The organism is Photobacterium kishitanii (assembly GCF_000613045.3).
Classification (GTDB): Bacteria; Pseudomonadota; Gammaproteobacteria; order Enterobacterales; family Vibrionaceae; genus Photobacterium; species Photobacterium kishitanii.
Genome location: NZ_LN794352.1, coordinates 1,227,748 through 1,250,135, shown reverse-complemented (window position 1 = coordinate 1,250,135; position 22,388 = coordinate 1,227,748). Strand labels below are relative to the sequence as shown.

5 protein-coding genes are annotated in these 22,388 nt (G+C 42.1%); 1 reads left to right on the top strand and 4 read right to left on the bottom strand.

Annotation, left to right across the window (positions count from 1 at the left end; genetic code table 11):
* The first annotated feature begins 56 nt into the window (after positions 1-56).
* The gene (locus PPBDW_RS05985; protein ID WP_036794056.1) at positions 57-1,064 is read left to right on the top strand and encodes a phospholipase A; all 1,008 of its coding nucleotides are present in this window, start codon (positions 57-59) and stop codon (positions 1,062-1,064) included.
* Here the strand turns inward: PPBDW_RS05985 and PPBDW_RS05980 are convergent.
* The 4 genes from PPBDW_RS05980 to PPBDW_RS05965 form a co-directional block, all read right to left on the bottom strand.
* Positions 1,061-1,216, bottom strand: a complete 156-nt coding sequence (locus PPBDW_RS05980) for a hypothetical protein (RefSeq protein WP_036794055.1) — start codon at positions 1,214-1,216, stop codon at positions 1,061-1,063. The two genes, PPBDW_RS05985 and PPBDW_RS05980, sit on opposite strands and share 4 nt — an antisense overlap.
* 160 nt (positions 1,217-1,376) lie before the next feature.
* The gene (locus tag PPBDW_RS05975; RefSeq protein ID WP_243423002.1) at positions 1,377-2,126 is read right to left on the bottom strand and encodes a DUF2884 family protein; all 750 of its coding nucleotides are present in this window, start codon (positions 2,124-2,126) and stop codon (positions 1,377-1,379) included.
* Positions 2,127-2,192: 66 nt separating this feature from the next.
* Complete coding sequence (locus tag PPBDW_RS05970) at positions 2,193-17,732, bottom strand: T1SS-143 repeat domain-containing protein (protein ID WP_054261997.1); 15,540 nt, start codon at positions 17,730-17,732, stop codon at positions 2,193-2,195.
* Complete coding sequence (locus tag PPBDW_RS05965) at positions 17,729-22,357, bottom strand: retention module-containing protein (RefSeq protein WP_054261996.1); 4,629 nt, start codon at positions 22,355-22,357, stop codon at positions 17,729-17,731. The genes PPBDW_RS05970 and PPBDW_RS05965 overlap by 4 nt, the downstream gene beginning before the upstream one ends.
* Positions 22,358-22,388: the final 31 nt, after the last annotated feature.

Here is a 22,388-nt window from a genome sequence, read left to right as displayed (position 1 = left end):
CAAATAATAATTAGCCCCCTTTATTTTCACATCACTTTCAAGGATTATGAATTATTGTGAGATATATTTATACTTTTTGCCTTACAACATCAGTACTGATTTCTGGCACTGTTTTAGCAAATACACCTCAAGATTATGAGACTTGCCTACTTAATGCCGTTAAAACTCTGAGTGGTAACCTCACTCTTGAGGAGATACGTTCACACTGTAATGATACGGTTATTGCCACTAAACCAACGCCAGAAACAGCACATCCAGCTCTTATTTCTCAGCGCCTAAAATATGAACGTGAGACAGCTTTTCATCGCTTTGTCATAACTCCTCACCGAATGAATTACTTTCTACCAATAGTAATGACAGACAGTATTAATAACGCTGCTTACGAGGATAGTCCTTGGGCTGGTAAAATGAAAAATGCCGAAGCTGAATTTCAAATCAGCTTTAAAACACCATTAAACTATGGTGACCTACTGATCCATGATGATGGTTTATTTGTCGCCTTCACATTAGAATCATACTGGCAAGTATATGCTGCTGATATTTCTCGTCCGTTTAGAGAAACTAACTATCGTCCCGAAATATTTTATCTTGCACCAACACCATGGACGCCTTTGGGTACAAATACATGGATGACTGTTGGTATTGAGCATCAATCTAATGGCCGTACTCAAGGATTATCCCGTAGCTGGAACCGCATCTACACCGATATTATTTTTGAAAAAGGTAATTTCGCCTTCTCATTACGTCCATGGTGGCGTATTCCTGAAGATAAAAAACAAACACCATCATCACCTACTGGCGATGATAACCCAGATATCATTGATTACATGGGACACTATGAAGTCAATGCTGCATATAAATGGCAAGATTATGAGTTCACTTTTACTGGGCGCCATAATTTTGCCAGTCATAAAGGTTATGGAGAAATAGGTTTAACATTCCCGCTCTGGGGTAAATTACGCGGATATACTAAATACTCTACTGGCTATGGTGAAAACTTAGTTGATTACAATCACAAACAACAGCGACTAGGTGTCGGTATTGCATTAACCGATTTACTCTAACGGAATAATTCAATACCAATAAAAATGATCGCCGCAGAACCCAATACTGCGACCAAACCAGTCACTATCTGATTTTGTTGTGACTTTGATAAATAACGAATAACCCAATATGCAAAGGCTAATAGCCCAAAAATAATCAATAACTTTAACATTCGCACTCCTTTGACTTTTGTTAACAACGATATGCATATCGATACTAGTGATAATCTACAGACTTATGCGTATATCTTCTTTACCAAGTGTAGGTGGTAATACCAATAAAAATAGCACCCTTAAGTGCTATTTTTAACTATTGTTTATATTTTTCTGTCATTACATTTTAAACATAGGTATGTCTTGCAATTGTGGAATAATTTGTTGAAGTTGTTGTTCTTGTTTTGCTAACCCTTCAATTGAGCCACATAAATCATTGGCTTTCACTTTCATTTCACCGCTATGCTGAGTAACGGTATTAGTGATCTGAGTCTTTAATTGTGCAAATTTAGACTGCATCTGACTAAAATCCAGATCTCCATTTTTCATTTCCTCACCCAGTGCTGTTAATACACTCGATATTGACTCTACTGTTACTTGCTGCATTGCATTTTCAAATTCAGTTTTCCATGTCGTGTCCATACTGCTAAACACATCAGCTGGCATCACAAATTCGCCCTGCTGATTATAAAATTTATGTTGAGCTTGCTCACTTAATTGATTAACGAGAGTTTGAACTTTTAAAAACGCGGCTTGCGAATCAAAATTACTAGAAACATCTTTCAATACAGCCAATGCAAGTCCTGTCCCCTGTTGTGCTAAGGCTGCCATTTGTGGCAGATAGGTCTGCATATTGTCGCTATAAGCAGTTAATGCTTTTTGTTGGATCGTATTAAGATCAACCTGCTGACCATTAATGAATAAATTATTATTATCATCAATTAATAACTTCGGCTTTCCTGCCTCATAAACGGATACATTACCTTTATCAATATGAATAGGGTTAGGGATATCAACAGGGCAACTTTGCGCATATACAGCACTTGAACCTAATAAAAGAAGACTGCCAATTAGCCATTTTCTCATCATTCTTTCTCTTTCTATTTGATCTAAAAAAGCAGCTATCTAAAGCTGCTTTTTTAGTTTAATTATTTATCAATGCGTATTATCAACTTGAAATGCATTATGACTAAATAAGGATGACACAATGTCAGCAGAAGATGCTCCATCAGCTAAACCTAAGTCATTTTGTGGATTAACATTTTCTAACACAATATGCTGTGACTGTCCTTCACGGCTATTTACCTCAAGGTTTATATTGCCTTTACCATCAACATCAGCACTAACATGTTTTAATAAATCATCCATATTTAAGCTGCTGTTATCATCAGTCAGTAAATTACGGATATTAATTTGATCTTTATCCAATTCAAAATCAGTGATCGTGTCAGTATTACTTACGGTGGAAAGTGACGTTTCATGCCATGTGAACACATCATCACCGTTACCGCCCGTCAAAATATCATTGCCTTGTCCAGCAACAAGAATATCATTACCATCAAAACCAAATAGAGACTCGCCTTGATTATCAGCAACTAGCGTATTGCTCTGTTGATCACCAAAGTTATCACCTAACTCAAGATTGCCGCTATTAATCAACGAGTCCAACTTATCTTCGTTGCTCATGTTGAGCGCATTATCACCAAAGAGGTCATTATGACTCACACCTTCTAAAATAATATTTTGCACGACTTGATGCTGATCATCAAAGATTTGAATCTCAGTATTACCTTGTTGCTCAATAATATTTAGACGATTATTTAAATCATCTAATGACTGAATATTTTGACTATGAAGCGCATTACCAAGGCTAATGGTATCAATACCGACTTCAAAATCCATAATGGTATCCGTTGCTGGTGCATTAGCCGTACCAAAGTCGGCTTCAGACCATAAGAAAGTATCTTTAACGCCATCACCATGGCCATCCAGATCTCCTCCCCACAGAATATCATCACCTCGGCCACCGACTAAAATATCAGACGCTAATCCCCCAACAAGAATATCATTACCATCACCACCAAACAGGGTTGCTTCAGCAGTACTATCAATCACCAAATTAGCTTGGTCGGAAGCAGTATTCTGTCCAATAACATTCTTCGTTTCGGCAAGATTATCGACGATAACATTTACAGCTATTGGTTGTGACTCTGCTTGATCACCATCAGGTACTATTGATACCGCTTCAATATTGATCTTATGGGTACCTTGTTCTAAGCCTTTAATGTAAACATTATCCAAATCTTCTGCTGGGATTTGCCAATGCCCATTACCAAAATCAATACCTATCTGTTGACCATCCTTATTTACCACTTGCGCAGTACCTAAATCAGCCAAACGTATAAATAGCTTTTCTGATGCATTAGCATGTACTGATGCGGCTGCAATCAAACCAATTAATGGCAACATTGTACCTAATGAACTTTGAATTGCCGCTGTTTGTAAGTGCTCTGGACTTAATGTTAATGACGGCGCATCTGGTTTTGGCATCACCGTAATATCAACCTTATTGGTTGTTGTTTGGCTACCACCAGACCCAGTATTACCACCATCATTCGTCGTCATCGTTAACGTATCATTACCACTGAAATCAGCTGCGCCAGTATAGCTAACGCCACTATTTAATACCGCATCAATATCAGCCAATGAACCTTTAATCTCAACGTTACCGCTACCATTATTAATCACCTGAACGGTGCTGTTTTCAGGTAAGGTAATCAATAATGAGCCATGTTCTACCGATAAATTAACCGACATCGTTTCATTATTTTTAGCTTCATCAAAATCAACATCACTAACCCCTAAACCACGAATAACGGTTGCTGTATCTTCATCCGCATTAATCGATGTAGGCACTTCATTTATAGGCGCATCATTAACTGCAGCAACAGTAATATCAACCGTACTCACATCAGTTAATACACCACCACTGCCAACATTACCATTATCTGATGTTGTCATTGTTAGCTGATCGCTGCCATTAAAGTTTTCATCGCCAGTATATTTAATACCGCTATCTAACAGAGTATTAATCTTATCAAGATCGCCACTTATCACCAGTTTTCCATCACCATTATTCGTAATAGTTAACCCTTGTGTATCAGCCGCTATAATAGATAACAACCCATGGTCAACGCTTAGCTCAACGGTCATTTGCGCTGATGTACCACCTTCTTTGGCCTCAACATCCGCAATTTTCAATCCAGTAATAATATGACTACTGTCTTCATCTACATCAAACGCTGCTGGCACGGTATTAATCGGCGCATCGTTAACGGGTGTGACTGTAATATCAACCGTACTCACATCAGTCAATACACCGCCACTACCAACATTACCGTTATCTGATGTCGTCATCGTCAACTGATCACTACCGTTGAAATTTGCATCTCCGGTATATTTAATGCCGCCATCTAGCAAAGTGTTAATCTTATCAATATCACCACTGATCACGAGTTTACCATCACCATTATCAGTAATGGTTAACCCTTGTGTATCAGCCGCTATAATAGATAACACTCCATGCTCAACGCTTAACTCAACGGTCATTTGACTGGATGCACCACCTTCTTTAGCATCAACATCCGCAATTTTCAATCCAGTAATAATATGACTACTGTCTTCATCTACATCAAACGCTGCTGGCACGGTATTAATCGGCGCATCATTAACTGGCGTGACTGTAATATCAATGCTATCAGAGTCTGTTAATGCACCGCCAGCCCCTGAGTTACCATTATCATTAGTGGTCATCGTTAGGCTATCAGTGCCATTAAAATCTTTATCACCAGTATAATTAATGCCATGATCCAGTAACTGATTAATCAGGTTTAAATCACCTTTAATGACCAATTTACCGTCACCATTATCAGTAATAGTTAGCCCTGAAGTATCAACACCCGCAGCAAGAGCAAGTTGACCATGCTCAACACTTAACGTGACGGTCATATCCATGACGGCATTATGATCACTGCTATCAACATCAGTGATTTGCAGATCTTTAATCACTAAAGTGGCATCTTCATCTACTGTTAATTTATCTGAAGGCAAGTGGTTTACTGGTGCATCATTATCTGGTGTGATATCAACGTGAATTGTTTTATCAACCGCAACACTATCAGTACCAACAACACCGTTATCAACGGCACGAATATCTAGATTTAAATCGCCATTCCAAACATTACCATCAATTACCGTTTGATTATTTGCATCACCTGGATGGAAAATCAGCGTATCAAGATCAGAACCAGTAACCTTAATGATCCATGAACCATCGGCTTGTTTTTCAGCACTCCCGGCCACACCATCTGGCAAAGTAAATGAACTTGAATCTGGTACATTTGTAATGATGATTTGTAATGATTCAGCACCATTTTCGTGGACATTAACCCCCGGATTATTAATGGTGTTTTTGTCATCATAGGCTTTAATACCCAAATCAAGCGTTATGGTACTATTTTCATCACCAGCCGCATTTGGGTTAACATCTGTATCAACTTTATCAGCGATAGGTGTGACATCAATAGTGATCGTTTCACGATTTTCTGCTGGTTTATCTAATGATTCTTCTTTTGAATAAACTACAATATCAATATCAACTTTACCGCTAAAATCATGCGGTGGTTGCACTTTAACCGAGCTCAAATCAAATGATTCACCGGATGCGGCAATAGTCCACACACCATGACCATTATTAACCGCACCTTCAATAATAAAACCATCAGGTACATTTTCTAATTTAATCGATACAATATGCTCAGAACCATCAATATCTTCTAGAGAGCCACTAATACCAGCAAGTGAAATAGATGTATCTTCATCACCTACTATTGGTTTATCAACGCCTTGCCATTTAATTTCATCATTCACAGCAATAACATCAAAACTAACGCTACTATCAAATGATTTAGTATCAGTTACCGTCGCACCAGTCGTATCATCATAAATAGCGCTATCAACAACCGTTGTAGTAACGTTAATATCTACCTTACCGCTAAAGTCTTGTGCAGGACGGAAATGGATATTATCCAGCTGACTTTGATCAATCGTAATCGATGTTCCAAGCACGTTACCATGAGCATCAATGAACACCCCATCACTACTATCAGCCAATATCAGTGTCACTGATTGGACTGTTTCTTTACCACTCGTTTCAGAGGTATGAGAGTCCTTTAAACTAACAGACAGATCAAGTTTAATATTGCCATCTTCATAAGCAACATTATCGTAAACCTGCTCTTGTTTATCATCTGAGGTTGAAATTGGCTGTTTATCAGCATTCAAACCATCCGTTTCAACAACGGTAATAGCGACATCTTTAGGACCATCCACTTGTGGCGCAACTTGAACGGTAATGCTGTCCGTTTTAGTTACAACATCACCACTATCAGTATCTGTCGTAACATAAGTAACATCGAATTTAAAATCACCCGCATAGTCGGCAGGTAAATTTAATTTAATACCTGAAAGATCAACCGTACCATCAGCAGCGACTGGAACTTGTAACACATACTCGCCAGTTATATGGTCAAACGCCGCCCCTGAAATTGATGCGCCATCAGGTAAGTCCTTAGCACTTATTACTAAGGTAAAATCATCATGACTTTGGTTACCATTCGCAGTACTAACAGTAACGATATGATCCATCATCTGCTGGCCAAGATTGACACTATGATCTTCATTACCCGTTACGATATAACTCTCATCAACAATAATATCAGCGGCTTTTTCAGTATGACTTTCAGTATTCGCGCTGAAATCCAACGTGATTGTGCCTTGTTCTTTAACTTTCGCACTGACATCACCGTCATCACTCATATCTTGAACAAGCGCATTAATATTAAGCTTTAGCTCACCTTTAAAACCTTCTGGCGCAATAATTTTTAGATCATTTAAAGCAGATTGCGGTACGGTCCAACTACCATTACCATTATTAATACCACCAATAATGACAAATCCTTCAGGGATTGGCTCCAAAACTATCTGAGTGATCACTTCAGTGCTTGAACTATCATTGTTCTGCCACGTGATTTTACCGTCAGAACCAGCATCATTAGAAAAATCAATAACACCATCCGTGCCAGAGGCGATTGTGGTTACAAGTGTGCCATTATCATCAACAACTAAGTGGCCATTAGCTTCAACAACCGCAGTTATATCAACATCCAACGTACCAGTAATATCTTTAGTTACGGTTTCTTTATTACCGTCAACATCCGTTTGGGATATTGTTACTGTTGACGTTAACTGGATATCTTTATCTGAATCTTGTGGTGCAGTAACCGTTAATTTACCGCCATCTAATAATGTTTGTAGTTGTTGCGAGGTCAACTCAACGTTACCACTACTATCGGTATCAAGCAGAGCACCATTAATAAACAGCTGATAACCGGCAGGCAATCCAGCTAAGGCTAATCCTGTGATATGCTCTTGAGTATCCGTAATCATCGGTTTCCAATTAATAACGGTCGCCTGATCTTCTAAGCCTTCGGAAACAGTGCTGTAATTACCCGCATCAATTTCTGGCGTGATGTGAATAACTAACTCACTATTAAAACTTGCACTCGCACCATCATTTTCAGTCACCACCGTCCGTACATCAAGATGAATATCTTCAGTACTATTGTGTGGCGGCTTAATCGCAATATTCGTTAATGAATCAAGGTTAACTTGATAAATTGGCTGGCCGTTACTGTCTTCACCTGCATAAATTAATGTTTGCAGATTACCCTCGGAGTCATAAACTTCAGTACCTTTTGGTATCCCTGAAATAACAACACTTAATGTTTCTGAACCATCAGTTTTACCATCAGCATGAACATGTTCGCCTGAGATCACTTTAAAATCGAATTTTGCCTCACCATCTTCTTTAATCGTGGTTTGTAAACCATCTCGACCATCATCCAATGGTGTCCAATCTGAGTTTTCAGCCACAATTTCAGGACGATCAACCACGCCAGTAAGTGCAACATCAATCGTTTGAGGACCAATCACTTTTTCACTGGTTTCAGTTGTAACATTACCGTTAGCATCAGTAATTTGTGCCACATCACGAATAACGCCATTTACAGTAATACTAAAATCGACATTACTATCTAATGGCGGCTGTAGCGATAAACCGTTCAGATCTTGGTATGAAATTTCATACACACCATCAGCATTTGGGGTTAATAGTTGATCGTTAAGATACAACACGGCTCCGTCAGGCAACGCTGAAATTTGCAAGAATAAATGCTCAGAGTTATCCGTATTATCATCCAATGACGTTAAATCAATATGGCCTGATAAATCAATCCGCTGATCTTCATTTGCTTCAACACGCGTTACTTTAAGCACACCATCATCAGCATCAGGATTAACATTAATAATCACTGTCTTCTCTGCAGAATCAGCGGTTTGATGCCCATCAACAAAGTTCTTTTTCTCTTTGCTTTGTGCCTGAATAGTTAGCTTAATATCACCACTGAAGTTATCAACTGGATTAACTTCAACAGAACCCATCTGCTTCGCTGTCACTTTATAAACACCAGAACCTGGCGAAGTCTCAGTTAATAACTGTCCACCAATTTCTAAAGTACACTTGTCCTGATATTCTGCAGGTACCGTAATGAAATAGAACAACCTTTCTGAACCATCAGTATCTTGTAAATCAGCGACAACATTAAGTAATACATTATTCTGATCTTCTGTAGTGACATAATGATCAACTGAGCTTGCATTCCAAGTAGGCGTGTCAGCAATACCTTGAACATTAACTGAAAACTCACCATTCATTACTGGATGATTACCACCATCAGTGGTATTTACTTGTGCTGTTACATCAAATTTAATCCCAGCGGCTGAGGTTGAATAATCAGCATCAGGAACAAAAGTAACCCCCTGTAAGGTAAAGTTCTCATTCGCAGCATCGGCTTTAAATGCACCAGCAGGTAAGGTAATACTACCATCACTATTTACGGTTAATGGCTGACCGTTATACATAAATACGCCATGCGCTTGAGTCTGGGGCTGAATAGTTACCGTACCAATATGTTCGCCACGATCATTATCACCAACATCGATGGTCATATTAATTGCAATACCATCACGACTTGGATCAACATTATCTGTTGCGTCAGTTGAGTGACGGCCGTCGTCTTCTTCACCAATGCTATTTTCGGTATGAAGAATTGAATCTTGGTCTGATAACTCAATCGTGATCGTACCTTGAGCTGTATCACCATCGCCATCAGTGACCTCAAAACCAATTTGTTTAATAATTTCTTCTTGGCTATGAGTAAGATCAGCACTTGCTCTAAAGATTGTTTGGCCATCTGGTTTTATAAACAACTGACCTAATAATTGATTACCATCATAAATATTAAATTCATGGAAACCATCGTGACTTAAGTTTTGATCACTTAGCGCAACTTCTTTGCCATCAATGGTTACAGAAGTAACTTGTGCACCATCAGCACCTGTACTATCGATAACGTAGCCATAATTAGTATCACTTACATGATCAGTTGTACTTTCAACCGCAGTTAACACCACGTTTTCGACGGTAGGAATATCATCTTGAATAGTGACATCAATATTAACACTTGCACTCACGTCACCATCTTTATCGACAGCATAGACAGGGATTTCAACGGTTAGTTGATCTTCACCTTGAGTCGAATGATCAATTGTGCCGTGCAATTGGAAGATATAACGCCCTGTTGGTAGCAGGTAATAAGTAAAGACAACATTACCATTAGCAATACCTTGATAAGTACCTTCACTTGATTGCGATAACGTTATTTTATGACCTTGCGAGGTTATATCATTTTGTTGATTAAATGATTCAACATCAACTTTGAAATTTACCACATGATCACTGCCAGAATTAACAATAATGTCACCTAAAGCAGATTCACCATTACCGGACGGTGTAGTACCTGAAGCTAGATCACTTTCCTCTACTGTCAATGCCGGTGCCGCAATGATCACAGGTCCAGTACCGTCTTCTATGGTAATTTGAGCATTAACATCATTGTCTAATAAATCACCATCAGTATCTTTAACTTGTACAGGAACATCGATAACGATCTTATCGCCATCAACAGTCACTAATCCGCCATTAGCATTACCACTATGATCAAGTGGTGAGTACTGAGTAATTGATACTTTAATATCAGCATCATGACCATTAGTCGCTTGAGTAGCAGTTACTGTTACCGTAAGCACGACTTTTCCGTCAGCAGTACCCGTTAGTACGCCTGTATTATGATCATAAACAAAGCTAATCTTAGCGCCATCTGCCGTTAATTCTGATTGTAACTCATCAATTAATGCCGTCAGCTTAGCGTTATCGATTGTTGCCGAGGTTGGATCAAGACGATCGACACCAGCAGTAACTGCAATATCAGTATTACCTGATACTGGATATCCTTGCTGACCATCTGTTGGCGTTAAATCACCTTCGGTTATCGTAATCGTTCCACTTTCACCGCCAGCCGCATTAACACCATCATGAATATTAATCGTAATTTGACCAGGTTTACTCACATCACCATCATGATCTTGCGCATAAACATCTAAGTTGATTTTTTCATTATCTGCTGCTTTATCATCAACTTGATCAATCGGCAATTGCTGATTAATCGTATAATGACCATTAATATCAATGCTTACTTCCATCACCACTTGAGACGGATCGCTTTGTAGCACCACGATTACACTCGTGCCATCAGCACTTAAATGGTACGTCGTCGCATGACCATTACTGGTTAAGCCATTTAATGATGCTTGATCACTGCCAAAATACACTTTTTCTATTTGGTCACTGCCTGTATCAACACTAATCGTACCTGATGCCGTTGCTTGACCTGATGCTCCTTCGTTTAATGTTGCCGAAGTATCATGACCAAACGAAGGTAGTTGGCCATCGTTAATCGTAATATTGACATCAACAGGTTGTTGTAAACTATCACCGTCAGTATCTTGCATTTGAACAGGAACATTAATCGTGATATTGCCGCCATTAACATCAACATAAGTACCATCTGCACTCAAATGATCTAATGGTAACTGCTGGGTAATCGACATCTCGACACTGACATCACCATTCGCTTGCGCTGTTGGCGTTAAAGTAATAGTAACGGCTTCTTGCGCGCCCGTTGCTGTTATACCGGTAATCGTGATGACACCATTAGCATCAATATTAATGCTAAAGGTCAATGCTTCCCCATCGGAAGTAAGGCCATTTAACTCTTGTAATAATGTGGTTTTAACACTGTTAGTGATCGTTAATGAGTTTGCAACTAACGCATCATCTGTTGCATCAACAGTAAATTGTCCAGTACCTACAACAGGATAACCTTTTCCTGGTTGAGGATGCTCTAGATCGCCTTCCGTAATAGTGATACTGGCCTGAACACCTGCGCCGGTTGGGTCTAAACCATCTTTAATATGGATATCTAATTGACCAGTATTACTCGTATCACCATCATCATCAGTAGCAACAACAGATAACGCAATATCAACGCTATCACCCGCGGTATTGCTTTGCTCGATTGGTTGATGTTGATCAACCACATAACTACCATCATTACCAATAGTGATAGTTAGAACCATTTCGCCATCATTGGCGCCGCCATCAATCACTACACGAATTTCATTACCATCAACGATATAACGCGTGGCTTGGTTATTAGATACAATACCGTCAAGTGATGGTTGCGAAGCCAGAAAATGAATGTGGGCAATATCATCTGAACCAACATCTAATGCGATTTTACCGCTAGCAGTCGTGCCATTTTCAGTTTCAATAATGGTTGTGCCTTTATCTTGACCAAAGACAGGATTTTGACCATCAATAATATCAATATAAACATTGGCAGGATTAGTTAGACTATCACCATCAGTATCTTGCGCTTGAACTGGCACATTAATTGTTATCTTGCCATCATCTATAGTGACAAAACCTGATGAACTCTGTGACTGATGGTGATCTAAGGGTATATTTTGAGTGATTTTTATATCAATCGTAACATTATTGCCAGTTTGGGTTGCCGTCAAATCAACACGAATAGCGACCGTATCACTACCAGCAAGTTTACCGATTAAATTACCGTCACTATCGATACTAAATATCAGCGGCTGACCACCAGAAGTTAACTCTGCTGTCAGTTCATTAATCAAGGTTTGCTGTTGGCTTGGATCAATTTTTGCTGTTGATGCTAAAATACGATCGTCATCAGTACGTAAAATTAACTGACCTGATTGCTCAACAGGGTACGGTAGATCTCCAGCCCCTTGCATAGGGTCAAGGTCACCTTCCGTTAAGATGATTGTTACTCGATCAACATTGATAGAATCACCACCATCTTCAATAGTAATATTCAGTTCTCCTGAAGTACTATCACCATCATTATCGATCGCAGTGACATCTAATTTAATATCAACTAAATTATCTATTGGTTGATCAAAAGGTCCTGTGACTTCAACCGTGTAAGAGCCATCAATAGCAATCGTCACTACCATCAATGGCTTGTCGTTACTATCCATCACAGTTAACACGTTACCTGCCACAGTAAAGGTGGTGGCTTCGCCATTACTAGTGATAGTGCTTAAACTTGGCTGCTCAGCGTTGAAATCAATCTGATGAATCGCATCTGAACCAACATCTAGCGGTATGTCACCATGAATAATCTGACCTTTTTGACTTGATTCATTAATGGTCACCCCAGTATCGGTACCGAACTCTGGGTTAGCGCCATCTTTAATTGTGATATCAACATTGGCCGGTTTTTGCAGCCAGTCACCATCGGTATCTTGTACCTGAATTGGCACATCGATGGTGATCTTATCATTCACACTATCAACTAACCCTTGGTTACCGTTATCGGTATGATTTAACGGTTTTTCTTGAGTGATAGTGACATTAACCGCCACATCGTGACCATTCGCCGCTTGTACTGCTGACAATGATACCGTCACAACCTGCTCGCCATTGGCTGTTAAACCAATTAACTCACCCGTCGCACTGTCATAATGAAAACTGATCGCTTCATTATTACCAGTGGTTAACTCTGACTCTAACTCAGTGATTAGCGATGTCAGTTGTTTTGGATCGATGGTCACTTTTGTTGGATCGAGACGATCTGTACCAGCTTCAATCGCAATGGTGGTAGTGCCAGATACTGGGTAGCCGTGTTCGCTACCCTGCGGAGTTAAATCCCCTTCAGTGATCGTCACTTGACCCTGCTCATTACCTGCAGCATCGCTACCATCTTTAATGGTGATCACTACTTGGCCGCTGGCGGTATCGCCATCGTTATCAGTCGCCGCCACGCCCAAGCTAATATTGGCAATATCAGCCGCATCTTGGTCAATCGAACCGGTAACTTCAACCGTGTAAGAGCCATCGGTGGCAATCGTTACCACCATCACGGGCTTATCGTGGCTATCAACCACGGTTAGCACATTGCCTGCCACAGTAAAGGTGGTGGCTTCGCCATTGCTCGTTATACCATCAAGGCCTGGCTGCTCAGGATTGAAATCAATCTGATGAATCGCATCTGAGCCAACATCTAATGGCACTTCACCATGGATAATTTGACCTTGCTGGCTTGATTCATTAATCGTAGTGCCAGTATCAGTACCGAACTCTGGGTTAGCACCGTCTTTAATCGTGATATCAATATTGGCCGGTTTTTGCAGCCAGTCACCATCGGTATCTTGCACCTGAATCGGCACATCAATGGTGATCTTATCGTTCACACTATCAACTAAACCTTGGTTACCGTTATCGGTGTGATTTAATGGTTTTTCTTGAGTGATGGTGACATTAACTGCCACATCATGACCATTCGCCGCTTGTACTGCTGACAATGATACCGTTACAACCTGCTCGCCATTGGCTGTTAAACCAATTAACTCACCCGTTGTACTGTTATAATGAAAACTGATCGCTTGATGATCACCAGTGGTTAACTCTGATTCTAATTCAGTGATTAGCGATGTCAGTTGTTTTGGATCGATGGTCACTTTTGTTGGGTCGAGACGGTCTATACCGGCTTCAATCGCAATGGTGGTAGTGCCAGATACAGGGTAGCCGTGTTCGCTACCCTGCGGGGTTAAATCCCCTTCGGTGATCGTCACTTGCCCCTGCTCATTACCTGCAGCATCGCTACCATCTTTAATGGTGATCACAACTTGGCCGCTGGCGGTATCGCCATCGTTATCAGTCGCCGTCACGCCCAAGCTAATATTGGCAATATCAGCCGCGTTCTGGTCAATAGAACCGGTGACTTCAACCGTGTAAGAGCCATCGGTTGCAATCGTTACCACCATCACGGGCTTATCGTGGCTATCAACCACGGTTAGCACATTGCCTGCCACAGTAAAGGTGGTGGCTTCGCCATTACTGGTGATAGTGCTTAAACTTGGCTGCTCAGCGTTGAAATCAATCTGATGAATCGCATCTGAGCCAATATCTAATGGCACTTCACCATGGATAATCTGACCTTGTTGGCTTGATTCATTAATCGTAGTGCCAGTATCAGTACCAAACTCTGGGTTAGCACCGTCTTTAATCGTGATATCAACATTGGCCGGTTTTTGCAGCCAGTCACCATCGGTATCTTGCACCTGAATCGGTACATCGATAGTGATCTTATCATTCACACTATCAACTAACCCTTGGTTACCGTTATCGGTGTGATTTAACGGTTTTTCTTGAGTGATGGTGACATTAACCGCCACATCATGACCATTCGCCGCTTGTACTGCTGACAATGATACCGTCACAACCTGCTCGCCATTGGCTGTTAAACCAATTAACTCACCCGTTGCACTGTTATAATGAAAACTGATCGCTTGATGATCACCAGTGGTTAACTCTGATTCTAATTCAGTGATTAGCGATGTCAGTTGTTTTGGATCGATGGTCACTTTTGTTGGATCGAGACGGTCTGCACCGGCTTCAATCGCAATGGTGGTAGTGCCAGATACTGGGTAGCCGTGTTCGCTACCCTGCGGGGTTAAATCCCCTTCGGTGATCGTCACTTGACCCTGCTCATTACCTGCAGCATCGCTACCATCTTTAATGGTGATCACTACTTGGCCGCTGGCGGTATCGCCATCGTTATCAGTCGCCGTTACGCCTAAGCTAATATTGGCAATATCAGCCGCATCTTGGTCAATCGAACCGGTGACTTCAACCGTGTAAGAGCCATCGGTGGCAATCGTTACCACCATCACGGGCTTATCGTGGCTATCAACCACGGTTAGCACATTGCCTGCCACACTAAAGGTAGTGGCTTCGCCATTGCTCGTTATACCATCAAGGCCTGGCTGCTCAGCGTTGAAATCAATCTGATGAATCGCATCTGAGCCAACATCTAATGGCACTTCACCATGAATAATTTGACCTTGCTGGCTTGATTCATTAATCGTAGTGCCAGTATCAGTACCAAACTCTGGGTTAGCGCCGTCTTTAATCGTGATATCAACATTGGCTGGTTTTTGCAGCCAGTCACCATCGGTATCTTGCACCTGAATCGGCACATCGATGGTGATCTTATCATTCACACTATCAACTAACCCTTGGTTACCGTTATCGGTGTGATTTAACGGTTTTTCTTGAGTGATGGTGACATTAACTGCCACATCATGACCATTCGCCGCTTGTACCGCAGACAATGATACCGTCACAACCTGCTCGCCATTGGCTGTTAAACCAATTAACTCACCCGTCGCACTGTCATAATGAAAACTGATCGCTTCATTATTACCAGTGGTTAACTCTGACTCTAACTCAGTGATTAGCGATGTCAGTTGTTTTGGATCGATGGTCACTTTTGTTGGATCGAGACGATCTGTACCAGCTTCAATCGCAATGGTGGTAGTGCCAGATACTGGGTAGCCGTGTTCGCTACCCTGCGGAGTTAAATCCCCTTCAGTGATCGTCACTTGACCCTGCTCATTACCTGCAGCATCGCTACCATCTTTAATGGTGATCACTACTTGGCCGCTGGCGGTATCGCCATCGTTATCAGTCGCCGTCACGCCCAAGCTAATATTGGCAATATCAGCCGCATCTTGGTCAATCGAACCGGTGACTTCAACCGTGTAAGAGCCATCGGTGGCAATCGTTACCACCATCACGGGCTTATCGTGGCTATCAACCACGGTTAGCACATTGCCTGCCACAGTAAAGGTGGTGGCTTCGCCATTACTGGTGATAGTGCTTAAACTTGGCTGCTCAGCGTTGAAATCAATCTGATGAATCGCATCTGAGCCAATATCTAATGGCACTTCACCATGGATAATCTGACCTTGTTGGCTTGATTCATTAATCGTAGTGCCAGTATCAGTACCAAACTCTGGGTTAGCGCCGTCTTTAATCGTGATATCAACATTGGCTGGTTTTTGCAGCCAGTCACCATCGGTATCTTGCACCTGAATCGGCACATCGATGGTGATCTTATCATTCACACTATCAACTAACCCTTGGTTACCGTTATCGGTGTGATTTAACGGTTTTTCTTGAGTGATGGTGACATTAACTGCCACATCATGACCATTCGCCGCTTGTACCGCAGACAATGATACCGTCACAACCTGCTCGCCATTGGCTGTTAAACCAATTAACTCACCCGTCGCACTGTCATAATGAAAACTGATCGCTTCATTATTACCAGTGGTTAACTCTGATTCTAACTCAGTGATTAGCGATGTCAGTTGTTTCGGATCGATGGTCACTTTTGTTGGATCGAGACGGTCTATACCGGCTTCAATCGCAATGGTGGTAGTGCCAGATACTGGGTAGCCGTGTTCGCTACCCTGCGGGGTTAAATCCCCTTCGGTGATCGTCACTTGACCCTGCTCATTACCTGCAGCATCGCTACCATCTTTAATGGTGATCACTACTTGGCCGCTGGCGGTATCGCCATCGTTATCAGTCGCCGTTACGCCTAAGCTAATATTGGCAATATCAGCCGCGTTCTGGTCAATCGAACCGGTAACTTCAACCGTGTATGAACCATCGGTGGCAATAGTTACCACCATCACGGGCTTATCGTGGCTATCAACCACGGTTAGCACATTGCCTGCCACAGTAAAGGTAGTGGCTTCGCCATTGCTCGTTATACCATCAAGGCCTGGCTGCTCAGCGTTGAAATCAATCTGATGAATCGCATCTGAGCCAACATCTAATGGCACTTCACCATGAATAATTTGACCTTGCTGGCTTGATTCATTAATCGTAGTGCCAGTATCAGTACCAAACTCTGGGTTAGCGCCGTCTTTAATCGTGATATCAACATTGGCTGGTTTTTGCAGCCAGTCACCATCGGTATCTTGCACCTGAATCGGCACATCGATGGTGATCTTATCATTCACACTATCAACTAACCCTTGGTTACCGTTATCGGTGTGATTTAACGGTTTTTCTTGAGTGATGGTGACATTAACTGCCACATCATGACCATTCGCCGCTTGTACCGCAGACAATGATACCGTCACAACCTGCTCGCCATTGGCTGTTAAACCAATTAACTCACCCGTCGCACTGTCATAATGAAAACTGATCGCTTCATTATTACCAGTGGTTAACTCTGATTCTAACTCAGTGATTAGCGATGTCAGTTGTTTCGGATCGATGGTCACTTTTGTTGGGTCGAGACGATCTGCACCCGCTTCAATGGTAATGGTGGCGGTGCCAGNTTCACACTATCAACTAACCCTTGGTTACCGTTATCGGTGTGATTTAACGGTTTTTCTTGAGTGATGGTGACATTAACCGCCACATCATGACCATTCGCCGCTTGTACTGCTGACAATGATACCGTCACAACCTGCTCGCCATTGGCTGTTAAACCAATTAACTCACCCGTCGCACTGTCATAATGAAAACTGATCGCTTCATTATTACCAGTGGTTAACTCTGACTCTAACTCAGTGATTAGCGATGTCAGTTGTTTTGGATCGATGGTCACTTTTGTTGGGTCGAGACGGTCTGCACCGGCTTCAATCGCAATGGTGGTAGTGCCAGATACTGGGTAGCCGTGTTCGCTACCCTGCGGGGTTAAATCCCCTTCGGTGATCGTCACTTGACCCTGCTCATTACCTGCAGCATCGCTACCATCTTTAATGGTGATCACTACTTGGCCGCTGGCGGTATCGCCATCGTTATCAGTCGCCGTCACGCCCAAGCTAATATTGGCAATATCAGCCGCATCTTGGTCAATCGAACCGGTGACTTCAACCGTGTAAGAGCCATCGGTGGCAATCGTTACCACCATCACGGGCTTATCGTGGCTATCAACCACGGTTAGCACATTGCCTGCCACAGTAAAGGTGGTGGCTTCGCCATTACTGGTGATAGTGCTTAAACTTGGCTGCTCAGCGTTGAAATCAATCTGATGAATCGCATCTGAGCCAATATCTAATGGCACTTCACCATGGATAATCTGACCTTGTTGGCTTGATTCATTAATCGTAGTGCCAGTATCAGTACCAAACTCTGGGTTAGCGCCGTCTTTAATCGTGATATCAACATTGGCTGGTTTTTGCAGCCAGTCACCATCGGTATCTTGCACCTGAATCGGCACATCGATGGTGATCTTATCATTCACACTATCAACTAACCCTTGGTTACCGTTATCGGTGTGATTTAACGGTTTTTCTTGAGTGATGGTGACATTAACTGCCACATCATGACCATTCGCCGCTTGTACCGCAGACAATGATACCGTCACAACCTGCTCGCCATTGGCTGTTAAACCAATTAACTCACCCGTCGCACTGTCATAATGAAAACTGATCGCTTCATTATTACCAGTGGTTAACTCTGACTCTAACTCAGTGATTAGCGATGTCAGTTGTTTTGGATCGATGGTCACTTTTGTTGGATCGAGACGATCTGTACCAGCTTCAATCGCAATGGTGGTAGTGCCAGATACTGGGTAGCCGTGTTCGCTACCCTGCGGAGTTAAATCCCCTTCAGTGATCGTCACTTGACCCTGCTCATTACCTGCAGCATCGCTACCATCTTTAATGGTGATCACTACTTGGCCGCTGGCGGTATCGCCATCGTTATCAGTCGCCGTCACGCCCAAGCTAATATTGGCAATATCAGCCGCATCTTGGTCAATCGAACCGGTGACTTCAACCGTGTAAGAGCCATCGGTGGCAATCGTTACCACCATCACGGGCTTATCGTGGCTATCAACCACGGTTAGCACATTGCCTGCTACAGTAAAGGTGGTGGCTTCACCATTACTGGTGATAGTGCTTAAACTTGGCTGCTCTGCGTTGAAATCAATCTGATGAATCGCATCTGAGCCAATATCTAATGGCACTTCACCATGGATAATCTGACCTTGTTGGCTTGATTCATTAATCGTAGTGCCGGTATCAGTACCAAACTCTGGGTTAGCGCCGTCTTTAATCGTGATATCAGCATTGGCCGGTTTTTGCAGCCAGTCACCATCGGTATCTTGCACCTGAATCGGTACATCGATAGTGATCTTATCGTTCACACTATCAACTAACCCTTGGTTACCGTTATCGGTGTGATTTAACGGTTTTTCTTGAGTGATAGTGACATTAACCGCCACATCATGACCATTCGCCGCTTGTACCGCAGACAATGATACCGTCACAACCTGCTCGCCATTGGCTGTTAAACCAATTAACTCACCCGTCGCACTGTCATAATGAAAACTGATCGCTTCATTATTACCAGTGGTTAACTCTGATTCTAACTCAGTGATTAGCGATGTCAGTTGTTTCGGATCGATGGTCACTTTTGTTGGATCGAGACGGTCTATACCGGCTTCAATCGCAATGGTGGTAGTGCCAGATACTGGGTAGCCGTGTTCGCTACCCTGCGGGGTTAAATCACCTTCGGTGATCGTCACTTGCCCCTGCTCATTACCTGCAGCATCGCTACCATCTTTAATGGTGATCACTACTTGGCCGCTGGCGGTATCGCCATCGTTATCAGTCGCCGTCACGCCCAAGCTAATATTGGCAATATCAGCCGCATCTTGGTCAATCGAACCGGTGACTTCAACCGTGTAAGAGCCATCGGTGGCAATCGTTACCACCATCACGGGCTTATCGTGGCTATCAACCACGGTTAGCACATTGCCTGCCACAGTAAAGGTGGTGGCTTCGCCATTACTGGTGATAGTGCTTAAACTTGGCTGCTCAGCGTTGAAATCAATCTGATGAATCGCATCTGAGCCAATATCTAATGGCACTTCACCATGGATAATCTGACCTTGTTGGCTTGATTCATTAATCGTAGTGCCGGTATCAGTACCAAACTCTGGGTTAGCGCCGTCTTTAATCGTGATATCAACATTGGCCGGTTTTTGCAGCCAGTCACCATCGGTATCTTGCACCTGAATCGGCACATCGATAGTGATCTTATCGTTGACACTATCAACTAAACCTTGATTACCGTTATCGGTGTGATTTAACGGTTTTTCTTGAGTGATAGTGACATTAACCGCCACATCGTGACCATTCGCCGCTTGTACCGCAGACAATGATACCGTCACAACCTGCTCGCCATTGGCTGTTAAACCAATTAACTCACCCGTCGCACTGTCATAATGAAAACTGATCGCTTCATTATTACCAGTGGTTAACTCTGACTCTAACTCAGTGATTAGCGATGTCAGTTGTTTTGGATCGATGGTCACTTTTGTTGGATCGAGACGATCTGTACCAGCTTCAATCGCAATGGTGGTAGTGCCAGATACTGGGTAGCCGTGTTCGCTACCCTGCGGAGTTAAATCCCCTTCAGTGATCGTCACTTGACCCTGCTCATTACCTGCAGCATCGCTACCATCTTTAATGGTGATCACTACTTGGCCGCTGGCGGTATCGCCATCGTTATCAGTCGCCGTCACGCCCAAGCTAATATTAGCAATATCAGCCGCATTCTGATCAATAGGACCGATGACTTCAACGGTGTAAGAGCCATCAGTTGCAATCGTCACCACCATCACTGGCTTATCGTGGCTATCAACCACAGTTAACACATTGCCAGCCACAGTAAAGGTGGTGGCTTCGCCATTACTGGTAATGGTGCTTAAACTTGACTGCTCAGCGTTGAAATCAATCTGATGAATCGCATCTGAGCCAACATCTAATGGCACTTCACCATGGATAATTTGACCTTGTTGGCTTGATTCATTAATCGTAGTACCGGTATCAGTACCAAACTCAGGGTTAGCGCCATCTTTAATACTGATATCAACATTAATTGGCTTATCAAGTGGATTACCATTGGAATCAGCTCCTTGAATAGCAACATCAACCGTAATCGTATCGCCATCACGAGAAACTAAACCATTATCATTACCTTCAGCATGATCAATAGGCTGATTAATGGTTGTTGTCATACTAACAGTAACATCACGTCCATTATTCGACGAGGCATCAAGAGTAATTGACATTACTGTCTCACCATTGAGCCTGCCAATAATTGAATTAGTTTGCGTATCGTAAACAAAGCTGACAGCTTGGCCACCAGCAGTGATTTCATTATTTAATTCAGTAATCAATGCATTGACAGAAAGAGGATCAAAGACGAAAGAACCACTTTCAAGTGGTAATGTTGCCGCCTCAACAATAATTGATGTTGAGGTTTGAACAGGATAGCCATGTTCACCCGTTTGTGGAGATAAATCACCTTCCACAATCGTCATTGAGCCTGACTCACCGCCATCTGCCGCTAAAATTACGTTAGGATCGATAGCTTGCGTTGTACGATGAGGATTATAAGCGGTATCAAAACCAGCCTCAGCTAGTACAGAGTTATTATCATAATTAATCGTAATAAAACTTGCAGTGGCTGACGATCCATTCAACCCTACAGTGCCAGCTGCTGATTCATTACCAGCAGCAGGTGCTTCAAATAATGTGGTTGGATCTTGTCCTGCTAAAATAGCATTTTGAAGAGACTCAATATCATCAGCCGAAAATGAAGCATTATCTGTAGCCTCACCATTAAAAGTAACGCGATTATCTAATTCAACAGTTTCAATACCTTTTGGCGTTAATATAGAACAACTAGGACAAGAAAGATTAACAACTTGTTCTACACCATCTTTAATGAAAATAAATTTAGCATCGCTATTGGTAACAATAATCTCATTACCCTGAAGAGTGTGAGCATCTATTACAGGTATAGGCTGCTGATTAGGCTGGATAACAAAACTTTCGCCAGTAACAAGTTTAAACTCTTCAACGTTATTATTATCATTCTTAACCATTAGATCCCCAACCCTTCAACTTTTAGATAGC

Coding starts and splice junctions, on each gene's coding strand:
- PPBDW_RS05980 (WP_036794055.1), bottom strand. CDS start 1,216: ATGTTAAAGTTATTGATTATTTTTGGGCTATTAGCCTTTGCATATTGG.
- PPBDW_RS05975 (WP_243423002.1), bottom strand. CDS start 2,126: ATGATGAGAAAATGGCTAATTGGCAGTCTTCTTTTATTAGGTTCAAGT.